The 22,474-nt window shown below is 70.5% G+C and carries 25 protein-coding genes; 11 read left to right on the forward strand and 14 right to left on the reverse strand.

Translation table 11 applies throughout. From position 1 onward, the window contains the following. Window positions 1-334 precede the first annotated feature (334 nt). On the forward strand, window positions 335-562 hold the full coding sequence (locus KBY88_RS09095) for a hypothetical protein (RefSeq protein WP_315858118.1): 228 nt from the start codon (window positions 335-337) through the stop codon (window positions 560-562). 135 nt (window positions 563-697) lie between these two features. On the opposite strand, the gene KBY88_RS09100 is transcribed toward KBY88_RS09095, so the two are convergent. Next, complete coding sequence (locus KBY88_RS09100) at window positions 698-961, reverse strand: hypothetical protein (protein WP_254939609.1); 264 nt, start codon at window positions 959-961, stop codon at window positions 698-700. A 141-nt stretch (window positions 962-1,102) separates the two neighbouring features. On the opposite strand from KBY88_RS09100, the gene KBY88_RS09105 reads away from it, so the two are divergent. The 3 genes from KBY88_RS09105 to cysC all read left to right on the forward strand — a co-directional run bounded on the left by KBY88_RS09105 (window position 1,103) and on the right by cysC (window position 3,420). Continuing rightward, entirely contained in the window at window positions 1,103-2,356 is a 1,254-nt protein-coding gene (locus KBY88_RS09105) for a mannosyltransferase family protein (RefSeq protein WP_254939610.1), read from the forward strand. 43 nt (window positions 2,357-2,399) lie between these two features. Continuing rightward, window positions 2,400-2,729, forward strand: coding sequence for a translation initiation factor (locus KBY88_RS09110; protein WP_254939611.1), 330 nt, complete (start codon window positions 2,400-2,402; stop codon window positions 2,727-2,729). A 73-nt stretch (window positions 2,730-2,802) separates the two neighbouring features. Then, a complete protein-coding gene (cysC, locus tag KBY88_RS09115) occupies window positions 2,803-3,420 on the forward strand; it encodes an adenylyl-sulfate kinase (protein WP_254939612.1) in 618 nt (205 codons plus the stop codon). Here the strand turns inward: cysC and KBY88_RS09120 are convergent. Together KBY88_RS09120 and purE are read right to left on the reverse strand one after the other, a co-directional pair. Beyond that, on the reverse strand, window positions 3,401-4,495 hold the full coding sequence (locus tag KBY88_RS09120) for an AI-2E family transporter (RefSeq protein WP_254939613.1): 1,095 nt from the start codon (window positions 4,493-4,495) through the stop codon (window positions 3,401-3,403). The genes cysC and KBY88_RS09120 overlap by 20 nt on opposite strands. 3 nt (window positions 4,496-4,498) lie before the next feature. Then, window positions 4,499-4,996 carry a 5-(carboxyamino)imidazole ribonucleotide mutase gene (purE, locus tag KBY88_RS09125; protein WP_254939719.1) on the reverse strand — a complete coding sequence of 166 codons (498 nt, stop codon included), beginning with the start codon at window positions 4,994-4,996 and terminating at the stop codon, window positions 4,499-4,501. A 109-nt stretch (window positions 4,997-5,105) separates the two neighbouring features. Here purE and KBY88_RS09130 point away from each other — a divergent pair, with 109 nt between their 5' ends. Both KBY88_RS09130 and bchM read left to right on the forward strand, forming a co-directional pair. Then, window positions 5,106-6,242, forward strand: a complete 1,137-nt coding sequence (locus tag KBY88_RS09130; RefSeq protein WP_254939614.1) for an N-acetylglucosamine-6-phosphate deacetylase — start codon at window positions 5,106-5,108, stop codon at window positions 6,240-6,242. Window positions 6,243-6,339: 97 nt separating this feature from the next. Beyond that, complete coding sequence (bchM, locus tag KBY88_RS09135) at window positions 6,340-7,059, forward strand: magnesium protoporphyrin IX methyltransferase (RefSeq protein WP_254939615.1); 720 nt, start codon at window positions 6,340-6,342, stop codon at window positions 7,057-7,059. Between the two features lie 103 nt (window positions 7,060-7,162). Here bchM and KBY88_RS09140 read toward each other — a convergent pair whose 3' ends face one another. Next, a complete protein-coding gene (locus KBY88_RS09140; RefSeq protein ID WP_254939616.1) occupies window positions 7,163-8,392 on the reverse strand; it encodes a ligand-gated ion channel in 1,230 nt (409 codons plus the stop codon). Between KBY88_RS09140 and KBY88_RS09145 the strand changes: the two genes are divergently transcribed. Continuing rightward, a complete protein-coding gene (locus tag KBY88_RS09145; RefSeq protein WP_254939617.1) occupies window positions 8,391-9,596 on the forward strand; it encodes an ABC transporter substrate-binding protein in 1,206 nt (401 codons plus the stop codon). The two genes, KBY88_RS09140 and KBY88_RS09145, sit on opposite strands and share 2 nt — an antisense overlap. Before the next feature lie 294 nt (window positions 9,597-9,890). On the opposite strand, the gene KBY88_RS09150 is transcribed toward KBY88_RS09145, so the two are convergent. Genes KBY88_RS09150 through KBY88_RS09160 form a run of 3 tightly spaced genes read right to left on the reverse strand, consistent with a single transcriptional unit; the run spans window position 9,891 to window position 12,263 of the window. Continuing rightward, window positions 9,891-10,904, reverse strand: coding sequence for a pseudouridine synthase (locus KBY88_RS09150; protein WP_254939618.1), 1,014 nt, complete (start codon window positions 10,902-10,904; stop codon window positions 9,891-9,893). A 9-nt stretch (window positions 10,905-10,913) separates the two neighbouring features. After that, window positions 10,914-11,672, reverse strand: coding sequence for a response regulator transcription factor (locus KBY88_RS09155; protein WP_254939619.1), 759 nt, complete (start codon window positions 11,670-11,672; stop codon window positions 10,914-10,916). 24 nt (window positions 11,673-11,696) lie between these two features. Beyond that, complete coding sequence (locus tag KBY88_RS09160) at window positions 11,697-12,263, reverse strand: hypothetical protein (protein ID WP_254939620.1); 567 nt, start codon at window positions 12,261-12,263, stop codon at window positions 11,697-11,699. 66 nt (window positions 12,264-12,329) lie between these two features. Between KBY88_RS09160 and KBY88_RS09165 the strand changes: the two genes are divergently transcribed. Beyond that, the gene (locus KBY88_RS09165; RefSeq protein ID WP_261348654.1) at window positions 12,330-13,490 is read left to right on the forward strand and encodes a cysteine desulfurase family protein; all 1,161 of its coding nucleotides are present in this window, start codon (window positions 12,330-12,332) and stop codon (window positions 13,488-13,490) included. On the opposite strand, the gene KBY88_RS09170 is transcribed toward KBY88_RS09165, so the two are convergent. Next, window positions 13,471-14,013: a DUF456 family protein gene (locus KBY88_RS09170; protein WP_254939622.1), complete on the reverse strand. Its 543-nt coding sequence runs from the start codon at window positions 14,011-14,013 to the stop codon at window positions 13,471-13,473. The genes KBY88_RS09165 and KBY88_RS09170 overlap by 20 nt on opposite strands. Continuing rightward, entirely contained in the window at window positions 14,010-14,963 is a 954-nt protein-coding gene (rsmH, locus tag KBY88_RS09175; RefSeq protein WP_254939623.1) for a 16S rRNA (cytosine(1402)-N(4))-methyltransferase RsmH, read from the reverse strand. Before rsmH ends, KBY88_RS09170 begins: the two co-directional genes overlap by 4 nt. Before the next feature lie 73 nt (window positions 14,964-15,036). On the opposite strand from rsmH, the gene KBY88_RS09180 reads away from it, so the two are divergent. From KBY88_RS09180 to KBY88_RS09190, 3 genes are all read left to right on the forward strand, one after another. Then, window positions 15,037-16,221, forward strand: coding sequence for an NAD(P)H-quinone oxidoreductase subunit H (locus KBY88_RS09180; RefSeq protein ID WP_254939624.1), 1,185 nt, complete (start codon window positions 15,037-15,039; stop codon window positions 16,219-16,221). 3 nt (window positions 16,222-16,224) lie between these two features. After that, window positions 16,225-16,752, forward strand: coding sequence for an acyl-CoA thioesterase (locus KBY88_RS09185; RefSeq protein WP_254939625.1), 528 nt, complete (start codon window positions 16,225-16,227; stop codon window positions 16,750-16,752). A 1,316-nt stretch (window positions 16,753-18,068) separates the two neighbouring features. Then, the gene (locus KBY88_RS09190) at window positions 18,069-18,641 is read left to right on the forward strand and encodes an alpha/beta hydrolase (RefSeq protein ID WP_254939626.1); all 573 of its coding nucleotides are present in this window, start codon (window positions 18,069-18,071) and stop codon (window positions 18,639-18,641) included. A 21-nt stretch (window positions 18,642-18,662) separates the two neighbouring features. On the opposite strand, the gene KBY88_RS09195 is transcribed toward KBY88_RS09190, so the two are convergent. The 5 genes from KBY88_RS09195 to menA are packed head-to-tail and all read right to left on the reverse strand — an operon-like array spanning window position 18,663 to window position 22,433. Next, window positions 18,663-18,872, reverse strand: coding sequence for a hypothetical protein (locus tag KBY88_RS09195; RefSeq protein WP_254939627.1), 210 nt, complete (start codon window positions 18,870-18,872; stop codon window positions 18,663-18,665). After that, window positions 18,863-19,129 carry a TM2 domain-containing protein gene (locus tag KBY88_RS09200; protein WP_254939628.1) on the reverse strand — a complete coding sequence of 89 codons (267 nt, stop codon included), beginning with the start codon at window positions 19,127-19,129 and terminating at the stop codon, window positions 18,863-18,865. The genes KBY88_RS09195 and KBY88_RS09200 overlap by 10 nt, the downstream gene beginning before the upstream one ends. A gap of 57 nt (window positions 19,130-19,186) precedes the next feature. Further along, window positions 19,187-20,431, reverse strand: a complete 1,245-nt coding sequence (locus tag KBY88_RS09205) for an AMP-binding protein (RefSeq protein WP_254939629.1) — start codon at window positions 20,429-20,431, stop codon at window positions 19,187-19,189. Beyond that, on the reverse strand, window positions 20,428-21,399 hold the full coding sequence (locus tag KBY88_RS09210; protein ID WP_254939720.1) for an enolase C-terminal domain-like protein: 972 nt from the start codon (window positions 21,397-21,399) through the stop codon (window positions 20,428-20,430). The genes KBY88_RS09205 and KBY88_RS09210 overlap by 4 nt, the downstream gene beginning before the upstream one ends. Before the next feature lie 50 nt (window positions 21,400-21,449). Continuing rightward, window positions 21,450-22,433 carry a 2-carboxy-1,4-naphthoquinone phytyltransferase gene (gene menA / locus KBY88_RS09215; RefSeq protein WP_254939630.1) on the reverse strand — a complete coding sequence of 328 codons (984 nt, stop codon included), beginning with the start codon at window positions 22,431-22,433 and terminating at the stop codon, window positions 21,450-21,452. Window positions 22,434-22,474 lie beyond the last annotated feature (41 nt).

A 22,474-nucleotide genomic window follows, 5' to 3' on the forward strand; every position in this document is an offset into this window, starting at 1 on the left:
ATTGATGTGCGCCCTGATCGGCCCGGCGATCAAGCCAGGAGAGGCGGCACTGAATGCTGGGGTCAACGGCTCGGGGACTGCCGCTCAGCGCGGTGATCGCCATGGGGCGCCCGGAGGATCGGCTCAACAGCCCGATGCTGAAAGCCTGCGCCACCCCCGCCCAGCCGCCGGGCGATGACCCCGGGCGTAGCTCCTTTCCTTCATCCTTGAGCACTTCTCCCGCAGCGCCAGCCGGCTGAGCAGCGCCGCGCGCCTCTCCTTCGACACCGAACCCGCCACCGATCTCCTGACCCGCCCGCGCTCCTGAAGCGTCTGCGCCGCTGACCTGGCCCTGATGGCCGCCACCCAGGCCAACGGCGGCGTCCACTCCCGCGGCGAGGCCCTGATGGACCCGATCCACCGCCAGCCCCTGCTGGCGGTGATGGTGAGCGCCCGGCTCTGGGAGGCCTGCGGTGGTCGGAACCACGAAACCCTTCTCTCCGCCAGGTGCGGCGTGGCAGGGGGGCGATCACCGTGGGCCCGGGCAAGGATGGCCGCCAGCGATTTGGCGCCCCCCCGATGACCGCGGCACCAGCCCTGCGGTACCGGGCCACGGCCCGCTGCCCCGCCAGGGAGCCGGGCTGGAACCTGCTCTCTGCCATCTCCGCCAGTCCTGGGTGCGGCAGAGAAGGGCGGGGGCGGCGGTCGGAGGAAGATCTCAGCGGCTGCTCGCGCTGGTTCTGGCGCTGGGCTTGGGCGCGGCAGATTGCGCTGACGGCGGCGGCGGCGGCGAGGTCACCGGCCAGCCCGGCGGCATCGGCACCTTGATGCGTCTGGCCTGGCAGAGCGGCACCCCGGCCATCGAACCGATCAGCACGTCCTGTTCGGGGGAGGGGGGCTGGCGACAGGCGGGGGGACCCATACGGCCTGGCAGCGCCACCCGCACCATCTCGACATGCAACGGAGGCAGATCCAAGGACATCGCTCGCAGTGATGGCACAACTAGCGGGGACGCTCGTCCTGGGCAAGGGCGTTCCCCAGGACATCACCGGCCCATGGGTCGGTACGAAGTGAAACGACCCCTGCCGGCGCTGCCAGGATCGGCGGACACGCTCCCGAGCTCGTGCCGCCCGCCCCACCCGGACCCGGAAGCCCCAGTGACGGGCCCCTCCTGTCACGGCTGGTGGTGGTCAGTTGGCTGGGAAGTCGGCTGCTGTTCTTCGGATCCCTCGCCGTCGCGGTGGCGGTCACAGCACCGGGCCAGCTGGCCGAACGACTCTCGTCATGGGACGGAGCCCACTACCTGCGGATCGCCCAGCAGGGTTATGCCGACAGCAACCTGGCCTTCTTCCCGGCGTTTCCGGCCACGGTGCGGCTGGTGAGCGATCTGCTGCCGCTGCCGCCACTGGTGGTGGCCCTGATGCTGTCGAACGGGGCCTTCCTGATCGCCCTGGCACTCCTGCACCGGCTCAGTGAGCGCTGGCTGGGAGCCGAGGCCGCCCGCGCCACGGTGCTGCTCACCTGTCTGAATCCGCTCAGCCTCTTCTTCTCCCTGCCCTACACGGAATCATTTTTCCTGCTCTTCAGCACCCTCTCGCTCACCTGGCTGGGACAGGATCCGATCCCATCCCTGCGGTTGGCACCGATCGCCGCACTCTGCGCTGCGAGCCGTCCGAACGGGGTGGCGATCGTGGTGCCGATCCTGCTCGCCTATGGCCGCCAGCGGCGCCTGGGCGCCGGCCTGCTCGTGGCGATAGCGAGCCTGGGCGGGTTGGCGGCCGTGGCCTTGATCGGCCTGCACCTGCGCGCTGACCCGCTGGCCTTCCTGCATGCCCAGGAGGCCTGGGGCAACCAACCGGGGCTCAACTTCTCGGGCCTCTCCTACTGGGGGAAGGATCTGACGAAGGTGTTTTTCGGTGCCCCCAAAGCAGGGGGGGCAGCCCCGCAGCCTCTGCTCCAGCCGGTCCTGATGACGATCACCGTGCTGCTCGGGGGGATCGCCTTCCAGCTGCGCCACCGGCGCCCCACAACCGGCTTCGCGCTTTCCCTCGTGGCGTTTGTCGGGGCTTGGCTGGTGGGTGGCATGTCCGCCCTCAACCTGATGGTGGTGGTGGGGGCGATCCTGTTGCTCCTGCTGGGACGCCGAGACCTTCCCCTGGAGCTCTGGGGCTTTGCGGCCGCCTGCCTGCTTCTGTACCTCATGAAACAGAACACGATGAGCCTGGAGCGGCACGTCTTCGCCACGGCGCCCCTGCTGATGCTTTACGGCGCCCAGCTCCAGCGGCATCCCCGCTGGCTCGTCTTCCTGCTCGGCTTCGGAACGCTGCAGCTGGTGCTCTATGCCCTGCGGCTGGCCCATGGGCTCTGGATCGGCTGACCTGCTGGGTTGGCAGGGGGTTTCCACTGTTTATGGTCCGGGCATGGAGAAGCGGAACGGCTGGCAGGAGTTCACGCAGGGCGAGAGCCTGCGGCGGCCGGAGCCAGGGGAGTCAGCGACCACGCCCCGGGCACAGCAGCGCGTGCGCGTGCAACGCACCAAAGCGGGCAAAGGCGGCAAAACGGTGACGCTGATCCATGGCCTGGACCTGCCGGAAGCGGACGCCAAAGCCCTGCTCAGGACCCTTAAAGCTCGCGCCGGCAGCGGCGGCACGCTCAAGGACGGCTTGATCGAACTCCAGGGCGACCAGGTGGCTGCGGCCCTGGCGCTGCTGGAGCAGGAGGGTTTCCGTCCCAAGCGGGCGGGTGGCTGAGCACCGCTCCCCCCAGAAGCGTCTGGCCCACCGGCAGGGACAATGACCCGATCGCTTCCACCGCAAGGCGCCGATGACCACCTCCAGGGCCACAAACATCGTCTGGCATCACTCCGCGGTGGACCGGGCCGCCCGCGCCCACCAGCGCGGCCACCGCAGCGCCATCCTCTGGTTCACCGGGCTCTCCGGCGCCGGCAAGAGCACCCTTGCCAACGCTGTGAACTCGGCCCTGTTCGAGCAGGGGCTCAGCTGCTATGTGCTCGACGGCGACAACGTGCGCCACGGCCTCTGCAGCGACCTGGGCTTCTCCGACGCCGACCGTGAGGAGAACATCCGCCGCATCGGCGAAGTGGCCAAGCTGTTTCTGGACGCCGGCGTGGTGGTGCTGAGCGCCTTCGTGTCACCGTTCAAGGCCGACCGGCGCCGGGCACGGGCCCTCGTGGGGGCCGGCGATTTCGTTGAGATCCACTGCGCGGCGAATCTGGCGGTCTGCGAAGGCCGCGATACCAAAGGGCTTTACGCCAAGGCCCGCGCCGGAGCCATCAAGGAGTTCACCGGCATCTCCAGCCCCTACGAAGAACCGGAGGCCCCCGAGCTGCGCATCGACACCGGTGACCAGACCCTGGAAGCTTGTGTGCGGGACGTCATGGATTACCTCGCGGCCGCCGGGATCATTCCAGCGGCACCCTGATCGCCGCGGGCTCCGGCAGCCCCAGCCGCTGGGCCCAGGCATCGAGGAAGGTCTTCAGGCAGCTGGCCACGGGCACGGCCAGGAGCAGTCCCAGCAGCTCCCCCAACCCCAGCAGGCTGCCCACCCGGGCGCCGATCGGCAGGCTCACCAGCAGCCAGGCGGGCTGCAGGCCGACGATGCTGCCCATCAGCCGCGGCTGAATCACCTGGTCCACCACCTGGCCCACGGAGATGGCCGCGGCCAGCACCTCCAATCCGGTGCGCGGGTCCTCCAGGGCCAGCAGAGCGCTCACCAGGGTGATGGTCAGGGCGCTGGCGTAGGGCACCAGGGTGGTGAAGCCGATCGCTACGGCGAACAGCACGCCGTAGGGAATCCCCAGCAGGGTGAAGACGATGATCTGGGCTCCGCTGAGAATCAGCGCCAGCACCACCTGGCCGGCGAAGTAGCCGCGGAAGGTGCGGTTCACGGTGCTGAGCAACAGATCACGCCAGCGCTCCGGCAGCCAGCGGGCGAGGCCGCGGCTGATCGACTCGCCCCCCAGGAGCAGGAACACCGCCAGCACCACCACGATCAGGGTGTTGACGGTGAGGTTGAGGGTGGCCCCCAACACGCTGAGAAGTTGCTGGCTGAAGCGCGTGGCCAGCTGGGTGGAGCGCGTGAGCAGCTCGTTGCTGAGGTTGCCGAAATCCGCCGGCAGGCCCCAGGTGGCGACGCGCACCTGAAGCTCATCGAGGAGCCCCTCAGCCTCGGTGAGCCAGCCCGGCAGCGCCGCGAGCAGCTCCCCCAGCTGCTGCACCAGCCGCGGCACCAGCCACAGGGCCGCCAGCACCCCCAGACCCAGGGTGAGGCCCACCACCAGCAGCAGGGCAAGGGGCCGGGGCAGGCCACGCCCTGTGAGCCAGCGGCTGGGCAGGTCGAGCAGAAAGGCGATCAAGGCCGCCCCCAGGAACAGGGCGGGGAAAGGTGCCAGGGGCACCAGCAACTGGCGGAGCACGTAGAGGTTGAGCACCAGCAGGGGCAGGGCCAGGGCCAGCCGAAGCCAACTGGGCGCCACCAGAGCGACAACAGGGCCCATGGGTCAGGGGGCCATCTGGCGCAGGTAGGCGGCGCTGCCGAGGGCCTTGAGGTGCTCATCCTTAGCCGTCACCTGGTCATGAAGCTCCCGGCGGTAGGCCTCCACGGCCCTGAGCAAAGCGGGGTCGGCGGTGGCGAGAATCTGCGCGGCCAGCAGGCCGGCGTTGGTGCCGTTGCCGATCGCGACGGTGGCCACGGGGATGCCGGCGGGCATCTGCACGATCGAGTACAGCGAATCCACCCCCGAGAGGGCCTTGCTCGGCACGGGCACCCCGATCACCGGCAAGGGGGTGAGGGCGGCCACCATGCCCGGCAGATGGGCAGCGCCCCCGGCACCGGCGATCACCACCTTGAAACCTTGGCCCACGGCGGAGCGGGCAAACGCCACCATCTCCTCAGGGGTGCGGTGGGCCGAAAGCACGCGCACCTCGCTGGCAATGCCAAAACGCTCGAGGATGCGCAGCGCCGGTTCCAGGGTGGGCAGATCGGAATCGCTGCCCATGACGACGGCCACCAGCGGCGTTCGGGAAGGGGTGGGGGCGGCGACCACGGGGACGGGGGACGGAGAATGGCATTCTCCGCTCCGGCGCGGCCCGCCGCCATCTCGTCCCATGCGCTGGCTCAGCAATGTGTGCCTCCCTGGCGACCCCCGCCGGTGGCGGGTGGGCCTCGACGGCGAGGATCAGATCGCCGCCCTGCGGCCCCTCGCCCCAGGCAGCCGCGCCGCCGGCGACGACTGGCGGGGCGACCGGCTCAGCCCTGGCGCGGTGGACCTCCAGATCAACGGCGGCCTCGGGCTCGCCTTCCCGGAACTGCAGAACGCCGACCTGCCCCGGCTGCTGGAGCTGCTGGAGAGGCTCTGGAGCGATGGAGTGGAGGCAATCTGCCCCACCCTGGTGACCTGCGGCGTGGCTCCCCTGCGCCAGGCCCTGGCGGTGCTCGAGCAGGCGCGCACCCGGCACCAGCGGGGCCGCTGCCAGCTCCTGGGGGCCCATCTGGAGGGGCCCTTCCTGGCCCCTGCACGCCGTGGTGCCCACCCCAGCCAGCACCTGGCCGAACCCAGCCTGGCGGGCCTGCGGGAGCGCATCGGCGGCTTTGAAGCCGACATCAACCTGGTCACCCTGGCGCCGGAGCTGGCAGGAGCCGCTGAGCTGATTCAAGCCCTCCGCGCCGACGGGATCGTGGTCAGCCTGGGCCACAGCGAGGCGGATGAAACCCAGGCGGGGGAAGCGTTTGCGGCGGGGGTGACGATGGTGACCCACAGCTTCAACGCCATGGCGGGCCTGGGCCACCGCAGCCCAGGGCCCCTGGCGGCGGCGGTGCTGCGGGGCGATGTCGCCCTGGGGCTGATCGCCGACGGCGTGCACGTGGCCCCCTCGATGGCGCTGCTGCTGCAGCGGCTGGGGCCGGAGCAGCTGGTGATCGTCAGCGATGCCCTCGCGCCCTACGGCCTGGCGGAAGGGCGCCACCGCTGGGATAAACGCGTCCTGCTGGTCGAAGACGGCAGCTGCCGGCTGGAGGACGGCACCCTGGCGGGCGTGACCCTGCCTCTGCTGGAGGGGGTGAAGCGCCTGGCGGCCTGGGGCGGAGCGGTGGAGGGGGCGATCCGGGCCGCCACCGTGACCCCCCGGCGGGTGCTGGGGGACGAACGCCCCCTGGAGGAGCTGCTGATGGGGATGCCGATTGGGGAGTGCCTGCGCTGGAGCGTGGGCTCAGATGGCACCTTGGACTGGAGCAGACCCGGCTGAACCTGACACTCAGCCGCCGTGGACGCGACCGTGGGCGAACCGGCGTGCTGCCTAGGATCCGCGCCACACCGCCCTGGCCGCTGTCGGCCCCGTCCCCATGCCCGCCGATCAGCTGCTGGACCCCTGCCCGAAGGCGGCCGAGAAGGCGGAAGTGCAGGCCTACTTCAACAGCACCGGCTTCGAGCGCTGGAACCGCATCTACAGCGATTCGGGCGACGTCAACAAGGTGCAGCGCAACATCCGCCTCGGCCACCAGAAGACGGTGGACCAGGTGCTGGCTTGGCTGCAGGAGGAGGGCGATCTGGCCCAGCGCAGCTTCTGCGATGCCGGCTGCGGCGTGGGCAGCCTCAGCCTGCCTCTGGCGGCGCTCGGGGCCGGCCGCATCGCCGCCAGTGATCTGTCGGAGGCGATGGTGGCCGAAGCGAGCCGCCGGGCCCATGAGCTGGGCCTGGATCCGCTTCGGCTGGGCTTCAGCGCCTCCGATCTTGAGAGCCTCCAGGGCCGCTACGACACCGTCATCTGCCTGGATGTGTTCATCCACTACCCCCAGGAGGCGGCCGAGCAGATGGTGGAGCACCTGGCGGGGCTGGCGGAGCGGCGGCTGATCGTCAGCTTCGCCCCCTACACCCCGCTGCTGGCGGTGCTCAAGCGCATCGGCGAGCTGTTCCCCGGCCCCAGCAAGACCACCCGCGCCTACACCCTGAGGGAGGACGGCATCGTGGCGGCGGCCGGGCGCTGCGGCTTTGCGCCCGTGCGCCGCAGCCTCAATCAGGCGCCCTTCTACTTCTCGCGCCTGGTGGAGTTTCAGCGGGGCTAGGGAACCGCCCCCGGATGGAGCCCACGGCCACCGAATGCGCCAGGACCCGCTGGACCGAAGGCGGCGGGGTGGCGCCTGATCACACCCCCAGGCCCTGCGGCGCTCAGGTGCCGGGAGGAATGGCCATCCAGCAGGCGGTGAGGCTGCAGATGCCGACCAGCACCACAAGCACCGGCCAGATGTCGTCGAGCCAGTGCAGTCGCCGCTGCAGGGCCTCGCGGGCCGGGCCCTCGGCCATGTCCTCCATCACGGCATAGCGCCGGCCGATCCAGAGCACGAGCACGAAGGCCGTCAGGGTCACCCCGTAGGCCACCACGTAGACACTGTCGAGAAAGGTGAGAAAGGGCAGGCTGGGCAGTTCGTCGCGGTAGCCCTGCTGCAGGAACACCAGGGTGAGCAGCACGGTCACCGGAATGCTGGCGCGGGCATCCTGCTCATCGGAGCGCACCTTGAACACCAGCAGCACCATGGCCATCAGCACCACCAGCGGCAGGATCAGCCGCCAGACGACCGACCAGGACGAGGTGCCGAAGGAAATCTCGAACACCACCTGGCTGTAGTCATTTTCACCACCGCCAAGGCCGAAATTGGTGGCGTAATGGTGGCGGTATTCAGCGATTGACCAGCCGCCATTCAGCCAGCCGCTGATGTTGGAGTAGAGGCCCATGCCGCTGTTGCGGATGTCGGGCTGCAGCCGCAGCTGCCTGTAATCCAGTTCACCGTCGACATCATTGGCCTCCAGCACCACCGGCAGGCTCACGTTCATGAAGGGGTAATGCCGGAAACTGTCGCGGTCGATGTAGAAGCGACCCACGAAGGTGAAGAGCTGGTAATAGCTCCCATCAGCCTGGAGCTGGGCCCCGCCCCCCACAGGCGTGATCACGGGCAGCTGATCCGAGAGCAGGCCATTGAGGAGGTTGAAGCGCTCGGACATGGTCACATTGCGCTCCTGGAGATACCGCTGCAGCGGCTCCTCCCAGCGCAACCAGATGTAGCCGTTGCCGGAATAGCTGGGGACGCGCAGGTCGAGGTCATAGGTGCTGGTGGCATAGACCCCGACCTGCACGATGTAAGGGGCAGCCTCTCGATCCGCCTGATCGACCCGGATCTCCGCGTCGCTGAGCCCCCCGCCCCGCTGGGGGGTCCAACCGCTGGCGGGCAGGAGCGCCGGATTCGTGTTCAGGGCCCGGGAGGAGGAGGAAAGCCGTAGCCCGTCGCGGCTGCGCACCTGGCTCATATCGATCTGGGCCAGGCCGATCAGGACCAGCGCCAAGGCCAGCAGGACTGCGACGATGGCGCCGATGTTCCAGCGTCGTCGCGGCGACAGAGCCATGCTGAACACGGGGAATCGTCGGACGCTAAGGCCCCTGCCGCCGCCGCTTCTGCTGCCGGCGCTTCTGCTCGCGGCAGCGCTGCTGGCTGGGGTGGTGGTAGCCAAGGCGGTTCCGGCCGGGGGGCGGCCCGGTGGCGCAGGGGCCAGTCCCCGGGAGCTGGTGCTGGGGCAATCGGCCCCCTTCAGCGGCCCCTCCGCCCAACTGGGCCTGGAATACAGGATCGGAGCGGAGGCCTGGTTCGCGGAGGTGAACCGGCGGGGCGGGATCCACGGGCGCCGCATCCGCCTGGTGAGCCGCGATGACCGCTACGAGCCGGACCTGACCCTGGCGAACACCCGTCGACTGATCCAGGACGATGGGGCCTTCGCCCTGTTCGGATATGTGGGCACCCCCACGGTGAAGGCCGTGCTGCCGCTGGTGGAAGCGACCCGCATTCCCCTGATCGCCCCGCTGACTGGGGCGCGGTTGCTGCGCCAGCCGCTGCAGCCCCTGGTCTTCAACCTCCGGGCCAGTTACCAGGCGGAGATCGATCGCATGGTGGATGATCTGGTGAGGGAAGGCCGCTTTCGCATCGCGGTGCTGTACCAGAACGATGCCTTCGGAGCAGACGGACTGGCCAGTGTCCGCCGCGCCCTGGTTCGCCATCGCCTCAAGCCTGTGGCCATGGCCGCTGTGCAGCGCAACTCCCGGGAGGTTGGCGGCGCCGCCCGGGACATCCTGGCCGGGGATCCCAACGGCGTGATCGTGGTCAGCTCCTACCCCAGCTCGGCCGCCTTCAGCCGGGAGCTGTACCGCCGCGGCAGCAGCGCCCAGCTGATGAACGTCTCGTTCGTGGGAACCCGGGCGCTGCAGGATGCCTTGCCCGGCGGCCAGGCCAACGGCATCGGCGTCGCCCAGGTGGTGCCGTTCCCCTGGGATCGCCGTGTGCCGGTGGTGGCCTCCTACCAGCGGCTGATGGCCCGCGTGCAGCAACGACCGAGCTATGGGTTCAACAGCCTTGAGGGCTTCCTGGCCGCCCAGCTGATGAGCGAGGGGCTGCGGCGGGCCGGTCCCAACCCCAGCCGCGCCGCCCTGGTGGCCGGCCTGGAATCGATCCGCAACCTTGATCTGGGGGGCTTCCGCCTGCAACTGGGACCAAAGGACCACGACGCCAGCTCCGTCGTCGAGCTGACCTACCTCGGTGCACAGCCCTGGGAACCCTGAAGGGCGAGGTCAGGGGACCCTTGCCGCAGTCTGCTGCCAAACCGAAGCCTCCCGGCGGAACAGAGCAGCTCACCAGGTTTCGCTGATCCCACTGGCACGGGCAGCGCCCCGGGAGCCACGGAACCCTGCGATGCCGACGGGATGGCATCAGCGGAGCTGGCCGACCCGCGCTTAGCCTGATGGTCAACGCATCGCCAACGGGAGGGTGGTCGATCGGCTCCTTTGCGTGAAGGTCTCAGGCGTTCGCCCGCCAAGCTCGCGAGCCGGGATGCGTTGATCCATCGCCGGGAGCTGTCAACGGCTGGGGCCCGAGCACCTCAGCCCCTCCGGCAGCGGCGCCTCCAGCTCCAGCGTCTCCCCTTCCGGGCGCCGGAGCACCAGCCGATGGGCATGGAGCCGGTAACCGCCTTCCCCCGGGAGCACCTCGGCGCGGGCCAGGCCCCCCGGCAGGTAGAGGGGATCCCCCAGCAGGGGCGCGCCCAGGGCGGCGGCATGGAGACGGATCTGATGGGGGCGGCCGCTGGCGATGGCCACCTCCACCAGGTCGGCACCGGGGCGGCGCTCCAGCAGGGTGAGGGTGCTCCGGGCCGCCAGGGCGCCGGGTTGCCCTTCGGCTGCGGCACACCAGACCTGGCCCAGCAACGGATGGGGCCGGCGACCGATCGGGGTGGTGAGGGTGAGGGAGGCGCCGGGCTCCAAGGGAACGGGAAGAGGCGCCGTCAGGGCCCGGTAGAGCTTGCGGCAGCAGGGCTGTTCTCCAGCCGTCAGACCAGCGCCCCGCCGCTGGTCTGCGCCCGCCGTGCTCTCCCGCAGCTGGGCGCTCAGCCAGGCCCGGGTGGCGGATCTTCGGGCACACACCAACAGCCCGGAGGTGAAGCGCCCCAGCCGGTGCACGGGCCTGGGAACGCCGCCGGCCTCGCCGCCGTGGCGCCGCTCCAGCAACCGCAGCAGGGTGTGCTCCAGGAAGCCCCCGGCGGGCAACACCGGCAGGCCGCTGGGCTTGTCGATGACGAGCAGGTCTCCGTCATCGAACACGCGCTGCCACGACCCCGGCACGGCGGCCTCCTGCCAGGGGGGCCGATGCCACTGCAACTGCTCTCCGGCCTGGAGGGCGACATCGGCCCGGAGCCTGGTGCCGTTCCTGTGGAGCTCCCCCGCCGCCAGACGTTCCGCCCACACCCCCCGGTCGGAATGGCGGTAACGGGTCCCATAGAACGCCAGCAGAGAGAGACCGGTTTCCGCCGGACCCAGCCGATTCCGGTAGATCCAACCTTGGTTGAACGCCGCCGACAGCCAGGCCTCGGCCACCGTCGCCCCCTAATCCACCAGGCCGTTTTCGAGGGCATAGCGCACGAGCTCCGTGCGGCTGGCGGTGCCGGTCTTGGTGAAGAGACGGCTGACGTACTTCTCGACGTTGCGGATCGAGGTTTCGAGCCGGCGGGCGATCTCCTTGTTCATCAGGCCCTCGGCCACCAGCTGGAGCACGCTCCCCTCACGAGGGGTGAATTCATGGTGCACGGGGCCGCCGGCGGCCTTCTTGCTGCCGCCCGTCTGGAGCAGCGAGCGGATCTCGGTGATCTGCTTGGCCATCTGGCCGATGTCCGCATCGGCGTAGCGGGCGGCCTCGGCAAGCAAGCGCTCCTGGCGGCGCACCACGTTGCGGACACGCGCCACCAGCTCATCGGGGTCAAAAGGCTTGGGGATGTAGTCATCGACACCCGCCTGGAAGCCCTCGATGCGATCGGCGGTCATGCCCTTGGCGGTGAGGAAGATCACCGGTGTGCCCCCCAGGCGCTCATCGGCCCGCAGCTTCTTCAGCAGACCGTAGCCATCGAGGCGCGGCATCATCACGTCGCTGAGGACGAGATCCGGCAGCAGCTCCTGGGCCTTCTCCCAGCCCTCTTCGCCGTCGCCGGCGGTGGTCACCTCAAAGCCCTCGTCCTGCAGGTAGGCCTGCACCGCCGTGCGCAGGCCGGGTTCATCGTCCACCAACAGCAACCGCGCCGGGCCGGGGGCAGGAGCGGCCAGCGGATCTGCTGCGGGCTCCTGCTCGGGCAGGGATTCAGGGTGCGGCATGCCCGGGGGGTGGGGAAGGGAAATCTATCGACCGGAAGGGCTGGGCAACAGGGTTTCCTTCTCCTGCAGGTTGCCGTTGTAGCCGAGCTGGAGAGCCAGGGGTCGCAGGGTGGCCGGGTCGGCATTGGCCTGCTCCGGGAAGCAGGCGGTCCACCAGATGCGGTGGTCCTGGCGGTTGAAGGGTGTGATCAGCCCCCCAGGGTTGAGCTCCCGCATCACCAGGTTCGTGCCGTCGTGGGTGATCCGCATCGGGCCCGCCGGCGCGCAGCGGATGGTCTCTGTGCGCACGACAACATCGTTGGGCAACTCGTTCCAGACCTTGATCTGCCGCAGGCTGGGTTCCTTCCCATCGACGGTGACCGCGTAGACCCCCACGATCCTGCGTCCTTCCCGGGTGGGGGTGTCCTGGATGATCACCAGACCTTTGGGCCGGGACTCCTCCGGGGTGCGGATCACGTTCTGGGCCCGCACCGGGGCCAGGGCGGCCAGTGGCAGCAGTGCAAGCGTCAGCAGCGGAACGAGCCGGGAGAAGGCCGCCACGGGCCGCCTCCAGAGGGAGCCACGGCGCGCGTTCTGGCTGTTGATGCCCATCGCTCCCTCACCAACCGTCGCTTCGATCTTGTCAGCATGGAGCTGTCCTAAGCATCAGGCGAAACCCTGGCCCGTGTCCTCCCCTACCTGGATCACCAGGCCACCACCCCCTGCGCCCCGGAGGTGGTGGCCGCCATGGCGCCCCACTGGAGCGAGCAGTTCGCCAACCCCGCCAGCCGCCTGCACCGCCCGGGGCTGACGGCCAGCGCCGCCGTGGAGCAGGCGCGCCGCTCGCTGGCCGCTGGCCTGGGGGTGGAACCTGAGGCGCTGGTGTTCACCAGTGGCGCCACCGAGGCCAACAACCTGGCCCTCAAGGGGATCGCCGAAGCCCGATCAAGCCAGGGCCGCCACCTGGTGACCGTGGCCACCGAGCACCGGGCCGTGCTCGACACGCTGCGGCATCTGGAATCCCAGGGCTTCGCGCTCACGGTGCTGCCGGTGAACCCCGACGGTCTGGTGGACCTGAACCAGCTGGAGGCGGCCCTGCGCCCCGACACCGTGCTGGTGAGCGTGATGGCCGCCAACAACGAGATTGGCGTGCTCCAGCCCCTGGCGGCGATCGGGGCCCTCTGCCAGTCCAGGGGCATCAGCTTCCACTGCGACGCGGCCCAGGCCATGGGCCACCTGAGCCTGAGGCCCCGGGAGCTGGGCATCGACCTTTTGAGCCTCAGCGGCCACAAGCTCTACGGCCCCAAGGGCATCGGCGCCCTGGTGCTGGTCGGCGGGGTGCGGCCGGCGCCCCAGCAGCACGGCGGCGGCCAGGAGCGGGGCCTGCGGGCCGGCACCCTGGCAGTGCCCTTGATCGTGGGGCTGGCCAAGGCGGCGGAGTTAGCAGAGGGCGACCGGGAGGCGCGCAGCGAGCGCCTGGGGGCCCTGCGAGATCAGCTCTGGGGCGCCCTGGAAGCCCTCGGCGACGTGCGCCTCAACGGCCACCCGAGCCAGCGCCTGGCCCACAACCTCAACGTGACCATCGGCGGGGTGGAGGGGAGCCAGCTGCACGGCGCCCTGCGGCGGCAGCTGGCGGTGAGCGGCGGTTCGGCCTGCAGCAGCGGCAGCCCCTCCCACGTGCTGGCGGCCCTGGGGCGCAGCCGCGCCGAGGCGGCGGCTTCGATCCGCTTCGGGTTGGGGCGCGGCACCACCGACGCCGAGATCGATCAGGCCATCGAGGCGGTGGCCGCCACGGTGCGGGAGCTGCGGGGCGAGCTGATCAGACCAGGAGCCGGCTGATCAGCACGAAACCCACCACCCCCACCACCGCCAGGATCACCTGGGCCAGGCGGCTCAACAGCATCCCGGCCACCACCGCCAGGCCCACCAGCAGCGAGCGCTTCAAACGCTCAAGACCGAAGGGCCCCAGCTCGCCCGAGGCACTCAGCAGCTCGCCGAGCGCGGCTCCCAGCAGCGGCCCCACCAGGGCCCCCACCAGCGGGCCACCGATGGGCAGGGCCGGCAGCAGCCCCAGCAGCCCCACCACCAGCCCCAGACCGGCGCCGATGTAGGCCCAGCGGGTGGCCTGCAGCCGCGCCGCCCCCAGCAGCATCCCCAGGGCGTCAGCTCCCCAGCCCAACAGCAGGATCAAGCTGGCCAGCGCCAGGGCCGGCAAACCCACGGCCCAGCCCACCGACCAGGTCCAGAGGCCCGCCCCCAGGGGCAGCAGGGCCAGGCCCGGCAGCACCGGAAAGAGGGTGCCCGGGATCGCCACCAGCTGGATCAACAGCGCCAGCCACCAGATCACGTCCTGCTGGTTCATGGGCTCGCCTCAAGGGGGCGCCGGGCCACCCGCAACTTGGCGGAGCGGCTGCGGGGGTTGAGCTCCTGCTCCGCCTCACCGGCCACCAGGGGCTTGCGCGTGATCCGCTCCAACCGTTCATCACGGAGAAAAGCGGTTTTCACCCGGCGATCCTCAAGCGAATGGAAGCTGATCACCGCCAGCAGGCCACCGGGCACCAACCAGTCGGGGGCGCGCCTCAGCAGGGTGTCGAGGGCCCCTAGCTCGTCGTTGACCGCGATGCGCAGGGCCTGGAAGGTGCGCGTGGCGGGGTGGATCCGGCCGCGGCGGGCCTTGGGCGGATAGCAACCCGCCACCAGGTAGGCCAGCGCCGCCGTGCCCCGATCGGCCTCAGTGGCAGCCGCGCCGCCCCAGGGCCCCTGCTCCACGATCCGGCGGGCGATGCGCCGTGAGAGCCGCTCCTCCCCGTAGGCGTAGATCAGGTCAGCCAACTCGCCTTCGGTGAGGCGATCGATCAGCGCGGCGGCGGTCTCGCCGGCCCCCGGATTCATGCGCATGTCCAGGGGACCATCGGCGCGAAAGCTGAAGCCCCGCGCCCCCCCATCCAGCTGGGGGCTGCTGACTCCCAGGTCCGCCAGCACCCCCAGCAGCGGCTCCGGCGGTGTGAAGGCGGCGAAGTTGCCGGCCACCAGGCTCACGCGATTCCCGAACGGGGCCAGGCGTTCGGCGGCGGCCGCCAGGGCGGCGGGATCCTGGTCGAGGCCGATCAGACGCAGGCCCGGATGGGCCTCCAGCAGCAGGGCGCTGTGGCCGCCACCGCCCACGGTGCAGTCGAGCAGCAGACCGCCGGCGCCCAGGCCGGCGAAGGCCGCCAGCAGCGGCTCCGCCAGCACGGGGATGTGCTCGAAGGCCGTGGCGCCGGGGGGCTCAGAGGCAGCAGGAGCAGCCGCCGTGGGGGGACGTTCAGCCAAACGAGAAAGAAATGGACCTAAGGAGCGCTGCTCCCTTCCTAAGATCCGCCCACTCGATCCCGCCAACGGCGCCATGACGCAGCTCGAAACGCGCACGGAGCCGATGGTGATCAACTTCGGCCCCCATCACCCCTCCATGCACGGGGTGCTGCGGCTGGTGGTGACCCTCGATGGCGAAGACGTGGTGGACTGCGAGCCGGTGATCGGCTACCTGCACCGCGGCATGGAGAAGATCGCCGAGAACCGCACGAACGTGATGTTCGTGCCCTACGTGAGCCGCTGGGACTACGCGGCGGGGATGTTCAACGAGGCGATCACCGTCAACGCGCCCGAAAAGCTGGCCGACATCCCGGTGCCGAAGCGCGCCAGCCACATTCGGGTGCTGATGCTGGAGCTCAACCGCATCGCCAACCACCTGCTCTGGCTCGGCCCCTTCCTGGCGGACGTGGGCGCCCAGACCCCGTTCTTCTACATCTTCCGCGAGCGGGAGATGATCTACGACCTCTGGGAGGCGGCCACGGGCCAGCGGCTGATCAACAACAACTACTTCCGCATCGGTGGGGTGGCGGTGGATCTGCCCTACGGCTGGCTCGACAAGCTGCTGGATTTCTGCGACTGGTTCGGCCCGAAGATCGACGAATACGAAAAGCTGATCACCAACAACCCGATCTTCAAGCGCCGCATCGAGGGCCTCGGGGTAATCAGCCGCGAGATGGCGATCAACTGGAGCCTCTCGGGGCCGATGCTGCGCGCCTCCGGCGTGCCCTGGGACCTGCGCAAGGTGGATCACTACGAGTGCTACGACGATTTCGACTGGGACGTGGCCACCGCCACCGAGGGCGATTGCTACGCCCGCTACCGGGTGCGAATCCAGGAGATGCGCGAATCGCTCAAGATCCTGCGCCAGGCCGCCGCGGCCATTCCCGGCGGCCCCACCGAGAGCCTGGAGGCGCGGCGGATCACCGAAGGCAAGGGCGGCGAAGCCTCCAGCTTCGATATGCAGTACATCGCCAAGAAAGTGGCCCCCACCTTCAAGATCCCCGGCGGTGAGCTCTACGCCCGGCTCGAGTCAGGCAAGGGCGAACTGGGCGTGTTCATCATGGGCAACGATGATGTGACCCCGTGGCGCTGGAAGATCCGCGCGGCCGATTTCAACAACCTTCAGATCCTGCCCCACATCCTCACCGGGGCCAAGGTGGCCGACATCATGGCGATCCTCGGTTCGATCGACGTGATCATGGGCTCGGTGGACCGCTGACGGTTGTTCGACAACTTTTTCAAGGATCCCCCCATCCCCGGCCACTGGCTGCACCAGAGCCGCACCGTTCGTTTCGGTGACACCGATGCCGCCGGGGTGATGCACTTTCACCAGCTGCTGCGCTGGTGCCACGAGGCCTATGAGCAGAGCCTGGAGGCCTTCGGACTGAGCTCCGCCGAAATCTTCCCGGGGCCGACCTGGCGCACGGAGTTGCCTGGCGGGCGGGCCAACCCGGCCGTGGCGCTGCCGATCGTGCACACCCGTGCCGATTTCCACAGGCCCATGCTCGCCGGCGATGCCCTGGCGATCACCCTGGCCCCGGTGGTCCTAGAGGGAGGCCTCTTCGAGGTGCGCTATCGCTTCGAGGCCGGCGGTTTCGAGGCCGCCAATGCCCTCACCCGCCACAGGGCGATCGAGGCGGCGACCCGTCAGCGCTGCGGGCTTCCGGAACCGATCGAGCGTTGGCTGAAGGCCTCGAGCGCCGCAGAGGCGGCCGGCGGGAACCCGCAGACTCCTCAGGGGGTGTCCTAGGGCCCACGGCCTCCTCCAGGACACCCTCCAGCGCCCCCAGCAGCCAACGACCTGCGCGGCCGGAGCGATCCAGTTTGTCGCGCACCTGCTCCAGGCTGAGCTGGTGCTCGGCCAGGCGCTCCGCCTCGCTGGGCACCCGGTCATGGAAAGGCACGCGGCTCTGATGGGCCAGCCACAGCCCGAGGTCGCGGGGCTGGTTCGGGTGGTGGATCACCTTGGTGATCGAGATCGCCCCGGGCGGCTCACGGGAGCCCTCGCCGCTGAGCTCGATTGCCCGCAGGTCGTACCAACGGTCGTTGTCGCTGTCGGAGGTTTCGAGCAGCTCCAGGGCGTGGGCAGTCCAGCGCTCCTGCACACCGGCGCCGAAACGGCGTTGCTGCACCAGCTGGCGCGGACCGAGGCGCCATTCGATCCGCCCGAATGCCAGCCAAACGACCCCCCAGAGGCAAAGGCCCGCGACAGCGGCAATCATCAAAGTCAGCGCCCACAGCACCGGCTCCGTCTGGCTTGACCGGGCCAGCAGCAGGGCACCGCCTCCAAAGACGACCGTCAGCAGGCCCATCACCACCGCCTCCCGGCGCCGGGCGCGGGGATCGCTTATCAGCAGACGCTCCCCCGAGCGATCGGCCAACTCCTGCCACCCCCCGGGTGGACCGGCAACGGCTGAGGAACCGGCCGATGGGCGTCCCTCCACCAGCTGCAGCGCCTGGTTCAGTTGCTCCGCCGCCTCAGCCCGGTGCCGCGGGCGCCCGAGGTCGGTGAGCTCCACAGCCCCGTGCGTCAGGTTGGCCACCAGGGCCCCAGCGGCTGAGCCGCGCAGGCGCACGGAGAAGGAACGAACCGCCGCCAACTCGAACCGGCGACGGTGGGCGAAGGGACCCAGGTGGCGCAGGGACACCAAATGGTGCCCATCGAGCTCAACGCGATCGACGGCCCAGAGCAGGCGGAGGAGCTGCCGGATCGCCGCCAGGCCCCCCAGGGTCCAGAACGTGAGCCAGAGCAGCAGAAAGCCCGCCATGAAGAGGGCCGGTGGACCTCCCGCGACCGACGCCATGCCCGGGGCTCCCAGGCCCAGCCAGGCGACCAGACTGTGGCCCAGGGCGGCCAGGACGACCACCTCACCCACGGCCCAGCCCAGCAGCCACACAGCCAGGAAAAGCGCCTCGGGGACACGACCCACCCCCTGGGGGCGAAAGCAGAGGGTCAGGCGATTGGCCACCGGATCAAGCATCGTGAGAAGTCTGACCGGAGTGGGCGGAAACAGCCCTTGGGGACGAAACGGCGCTAGGGATGGTCTGCACCTGGACCTGCCGAGCATGCGCCGCGCCTCCACCCTCAGCCTTGCCCTGCTGGGCACCTCCCTGAGCCTGCTGCCCCTGCCTGCCCCCGCCGCCGAGCAGGTGGTGTTCGTGACCGGCGCCTTCCGGCGCTCGATTTCCGTGGCCGACCTGGCGCACCTGGCCCAAACAGGCGAGGCCCGGGGCCTGCTGGCCGATGTGATCCGCCTGAGCCGCCAGCAACCCCAGACCGTGGCCGATCTGCTCAACCGCAGTGTCAGCCTGCCTCTCGTCACCACCAGCCGTCTGCTGGCCACCCGCCTCGGTGGTGTGGCCCTCTCCCGCGTGGCCCGAATCCTCTACCCCCTCCAGGCTCCCCAGGCGGGGGTGCCCGCCCTGCGGGCCGCCACGGTGCTGGGGATCAACGCCGGCGACGGCAAACTTTCCCCCATCGGCTTCCTGCAGGCCTACCCCACCACCGACCTGGCCGTGAACCTGCCGGCTCTGCAGGCGGCCGTCAGCCGCATCAGCGGCCTCAGCAGTGTGGTGAGCGCTTTCCTGGAGAGCGACCTGGGCGGAAAGCTGGGTGGCGGTTCCGGGGCCAAGCCCTAAACGCCACCATCCCTCTGGGGTCTAGCGGCGCAGCGCCCAGAGCAGCGCCGCCAGCTGCAGGGGCAGCAGGCTGGCCAGCAAAGCCAGGGGATGGGGGCCGTCCTGGATCGTCACCCCGGCCAGGCTGAAGCTCACCAGGGCCGCCACCGCCAGGATCAGCCGCAGGGCGGGGCGCTCGGCCCGGTTGGCGGCAGGGGCGGGCGGGCGGAAGTTGGAGCGGCTCAGAACCACTCCTTCTTGGCGTCGATGTAGGTGGCCTTGAACTCCTCGGGGGTCTTGGTGAGGTAGATGATCCCCTCGATCAGGCCGATCACACCCATCACGAACCCTCCGAATCCACAGGTCACCACGGTGACCACCAGCATGATCACGCCGGGAGTGGTGTAACCCAGCACGAATTTGTGAATGCCGAAGGCCCCCAGAAAAATGCCCAGCAGTCCGGCGGCAAGCTTCTTGTTACTGACCTCGGTGTGATCGCTTTCGGTCATGGGTGCAGGGCAGGCCCCACGCTTCTAGCCGAACCGTTCATCGCTGTCACCTCGGCGTCACTGAGTGAGGCCATCGCTGGAGGCGTTCCTTGGGGCCTCCCGCAGCCACCGTCCCCAGCGCCCGCGCTCCCATTTCCCCAACCCATTGGGAGCCAGCTCCGGGCAAAGGAGCCAGCTCCGGGGGCGCTGGGCGGGGGGGAGGACCGCCGCGACCCGCTCCAACGCCGCCACCAGCGCGCTGGCATCGGCGCCGCTCTGGGCCCGCACCAACGCCACCAGTCGCTGCCCCCAGAGCGGGTCGTTCTGGCCCAGCACCAGAACCGCCTGCAGGGGCAGATCGGCCGCAGCCGCCAGGGCCCGCAGACGGCCCTCCACCTCCTCGGGGAACACCGTCTCGCCGCCACTGCTGAGGGCCCCATCGAGCCGGCCCAGCAGCTCCAGTCCGGCCGGACTCAGCCGGCCCCCATCACCGCTGCTCCACCACCCCTCCGGTGCCTCCAGGGGTTGAAAGGCCCCGGCGTCGAAGGCCCCGGGACTGAGGCTTGTGGCCTTCACCTGCAGGGCACCGCTCGCCGGATCGAGGCGCACCTGGGCATGGGCCAGGGGGTGTCCGCAGCCCCCTTCCCCCGCCAGGAAACGCCCGGGCGCAAGGGCGGTGACCATCGCCCCGGTTTCGGTGCTGCCGTAGCAGGGCGACAAGGGCACCCCGGCCCGCCGGGCCGCTGCCGCCAGCGCCGGGGCCAGGGCCGCCCCGCCGATCCAGACCACAGCGAAGCCGCGCAACCAGGCGATCCCGGCGGGATCGCCCAGCAGCCGCTGCAGCTGGGTGGGCACCAGCGACAGCAGCGCCGCCCCCGAGTCGGGGAGGGGTGCCCGCCCAGCGAGCGCTTCCGGCTCACGCATCAAGGCGGGCTCCAGCCAGCGCAGCTCGGCCCCCCAGCGGCGCCCGCGCACCAGGGGCATCAGGCCGCTGACGTGCTGCAGGGGCAAGGGGTTGAACACGGTGGCCGACGCCGGATCAAGGCCCTGGGCCTGGAGCCACAGCGCCGCCGCCGCCGCCGCCCGCTCCAGCCCAGCGAGAGGCTGCACGCACCAACCCCGGCGGCCGCTGCTGCCGCCACTGGCGATCACCACCCCCGGCCCCCAGGGGGAGGGGGTCCCCAGGCGGGGGGGCAGGGCCGCCGCCAACGCGCTCCAATCCGGCGGCGAGGCGAGGCCCACCAGGCTCCCTTCGGCCCAGAGCGCCTCCAGGGCGGTGGCCGTGGCCGCTGCATCGGCGCCGATGCTCAGGCGACTGATCACGCCGCGGCCTCCCACACCCGCGCCGGATCGCTTTCGAACAACGGCCCGCCCGGGCACCAGCCCGGCGCCAGTCCTGGGGCCGTGGGGGTGGGCCCCCCGGCCTGCAGGGCCGCCAGGTGCGCCACCAGCCTCTGGCCCAGGCCCGTTTCCAGAGCCGTGCTGAGCATCCGCCGGGGTGCCCCCTGACGGAGCTCCAGCCAAAAGGGCCGGGGATCGCCTTCAAGGGCCGGGCGACGCACCTGCCAACCGGCCCAGGTGCTGCGGAGCTCGGGGAAGGCCCGCAGGGATTCATCGAGAGCCACGGGCACCTGGGCCGCCAACGCCTCCAAGCCGCTCTGATCGCTGGGGGGGAGGGGCTGCTCCAGCCAGTCCAGCCGCGTCTCCCCCACCAGCCGCTGGGCCCAGGCGAAGGCCGTGGGGCGATCCCAGCCGCCGTTGGCATCGAGCCGCAGCCGGGCAGCGGCCGGAAGCCGCCCCAGCAACCGCTCCAGCAGCTCCCGCTCCAGCCGGTCGGCCGCAGAGGCCACCTTCCATTTGACCGTTGACGCCCCGCTTGCAAGGGCCCCCTCCAGGGCCTCGGGCATGGCCGCCCCTGCGGGCAGCAGCACGGCCGAGGCGGGGGCACTGAGCCATCCACCCTCGGGGGCAGCGCTCTCCACCCCACGGACCTGGAGCGTGCGGCCATCCATGGCGGGCCAACCCTCCAGCTCCGCCAGGGCCGAACCCACGGCAAAGGCCAGGGGCAAGGGCAGACCTGGCACGGCGAGCTCAAGATCGGAGCGCTCGATCGTCTCCCCCAGCCCCCGGATCGCCGCCTCCAGGTCGGGCCCATCCGGGCGGCCTCCATCAGGCTGCGCCCCCTCAGCAGCCAGCGGTGCCGCCTCCCCCCAACCCAGCGCGTCACCGGCGCCCTCCAAGCGCAGCAACCAGCCCCGCTTGCCCTCCAGCGCCCCATGGGCGGTGACCATCGCCCGGGGCAGCTCGAAGGCGAATGGACGCCAGGCCAGGGCCAGCCGGCTCACCTCAGGGCCGCCAGGGCGGGTCCGATCGCCAGGCCCAGGGCCAACCCAAGGCCGTTGAGGGCCTGGAAGCGCAGGGCGAGGAACTTGCTGCCATGGATCTTCTCGGGCACCCGGTGGTGCTCCCGCAGCAGGCTGATCAAGGCTGTGCCCGCCGGCAGCCCCGCCGCTCCGAGCAGGGCCGTCAGGGGCCATTGGCCCGCCAACACTGGCGCCCACTGGAAGGCCAGGGTGCCGGCCACGAACCAGGGCACCAGGGCCGCGGCCCGGCCCGTGCCCAGGCGCACCACGGGCGAACGCTTGCCGTGGGCGGCGTCTTCCTGCACCTGGTGGAAATGGGAGCAGAACAGCACCAGGGTGGTGGCCAGGGCCGGACCGCTGCCCAGCTCGATCGCCGCCCGCCAGGGCACCCCCGACGGCGCCCCCGACGGCGCCAGGGCCAGCAGGGCGGCAGCCGTGGCCAGGGGCCCGAAGGCCAGCCAGCAGAGGGGCTCCCCCAGCCCCCGGTAGCCCAGACGCAGGGGTGGCCCCTGGTAGGCGTAGCCGATGCCGCAGCAGGCCAGCACCAGCGCCAGCACGGCGGGGTTGCTGCGCAGGGCCACCAGGGCGATCAAGGCCAGGCCCGCCACCAGGGCGCCATGGGCGATCCAGGCCACCCGGTCGCGGCGGCCGGTGAGGTTCACCAGCGAATGCGGTTTGCCCTGGTGGTCCACGCCGGTGTCGGCATCGAACACATCGTTGGCCAGGTTTTCCCAGGCCAGCAGCAGTACCGCGCCGAGCAGAAACCCCAGCAGCTGCTCGAACCGCAACGCTTGGCCCTGACCCAGCCACCAACCGGCCGCCAACAGCACCGGCATCACCGCCACCGAGTACATCGGCCACTTGATCGCCGCCTTCCAGAGGCGTCGGCGATCGGGCGCGGGGGAAGCCTCAAGAGGCTCCGTGGAGGCGTAACGGCTTGCGACGACCTGGGGCTCGGACATGGCGACCGGCGCTGGACGACGCGGGAAGGCCCATACATTTG

It is taken from the genome of Cyanobium sp. Morenito 9A2 (assembly GCF_024345575.1).
GTDB lineage: Bacteria > Cyanobacteriota > Cyanobacteriia > PCC-6307 > Cyanobiaceae > ATX-6F1.

Coding starts and splice junctions, on each gene's coding strand:
- KBY88_RS09095 (WP_315858118.1), top strand. CDS start 335: ATGGCCGCCACCCAGGCCAACGGCGGCGTCCACTCCCGCGGCGAGGCC.
- KBY88_RS09100 (WP_254939609.1), bottom strand. CDS start 961: ATGTCCTTGGATCTGCCTCCGTTGCATGTCGAGATGGTGCGGGTGGCG.
- KBY88_RS09110 (WP_254939611.1), top strand. CDS start 2,400: ATGGAGAAGCGGAACGGCTGGCAGGAGTTCACGCAGGGCGAGAGCCTG.
- cysC (WP_254939612.1), top strand. CDS start 2,803: ATGACCACCTCCAGGGCCACAAACATCGTCTGGCATCACTCCGCGGTG.
- KBY88_RS09120 (WP_254939613.1), bottom strand. CDS start 4,495: ATGGGCCCTGTTGTCGCTCTGGTGGCGCCCAGTTGGCTTCGGCTGGCC.
- purE (WP_254939719.1), bottom strand. CDS start 4,996: ATGGGCAGCGATTCCGATCTGCCCACCCTGGAACCGGCGCTGCGCATC.
- KBY88_RS09130 (WP_254939614.1), top strand. CDS start 5,106: ATGCGCTGGCTCAGCAATGTGTGCCTCCCTGGCGACCCCCGCCGGTGG.
- bchM (WP_254939615.1), top strand. CDS start 6,340: ATGCCCGCCGATCAGCTGCTGGACCCCTGCCCGAAGGCGGCCGAGAAG.
- KBY88_RS09145 (WP_254939617.1), top strand. CDS start 8,391: ATGCTGAACACGGGGAATCGTCGGACGCTAAGGCCCCTGCCGCCGCCG.
- KBY88_RS09140 (WP_254939616.1), bottom strand. CDS start 8,392: ATGGCTCTGTCGCCGCGACGACGCTGGAACATCGGCGCCATCGTCGCA.
- KBY88_RS09155 (WP_254939619.1), bottom strand. CDS start 11,672: ATGCCGCACCCTGAATCCCTGCCCGAGCAGGAGCCCGCAGCAGATCCG.
- KBY88_RS09160 (WP_254939620.1), bottom strand. CDS start 12,263: ATGGGCATCAACAGCCAGAACGCGCGCCGTGGCTCCCTCTGGAGGCGG.
- KBY88_RS09170 (WP_254939622.1), bottom strand. CDS start 14,013: ATGAACCAGCAGGACGTGATCTGGTGGCTGGCGCTGTTGATCCAGCTG.
- KBY88_RS09180 (WP_254939624.1), top strand. CDS start 15,037: ATGACGCAGCTCGAAACGCGCACGGAGCCGATGGTGATCAACTTCGGC.
- KBY88_RS09190 (WP_254939626.1), top strand. CDS start 18,069: ATGCGCCGCGCCTCCACCCTCAGCCTTGCCCTGCTGGGCACCTCCCTG.
- KBY88_RS09200 (WP_254939628.1), bottom strand. CDS start 19,129: ATGACCGAAAGCGATCACACCGAGGTCAGTAACAAGAAGCTTGCCGCC.
- KBY88_RS09210 (WP_254939720.1), bottom strand. CDS start 21,399: ATGGTCACCGCCCATGGGGCGCTGGAGGGCAAGCGGGGCTGGTTGCTG.
- menA (WP_254939630.1), bottom strand. CDS start 22,433: ATGTCCGAGCCCCAGGTCGTCGCAAGCCGTTACGCCTCCACGGAGCCT.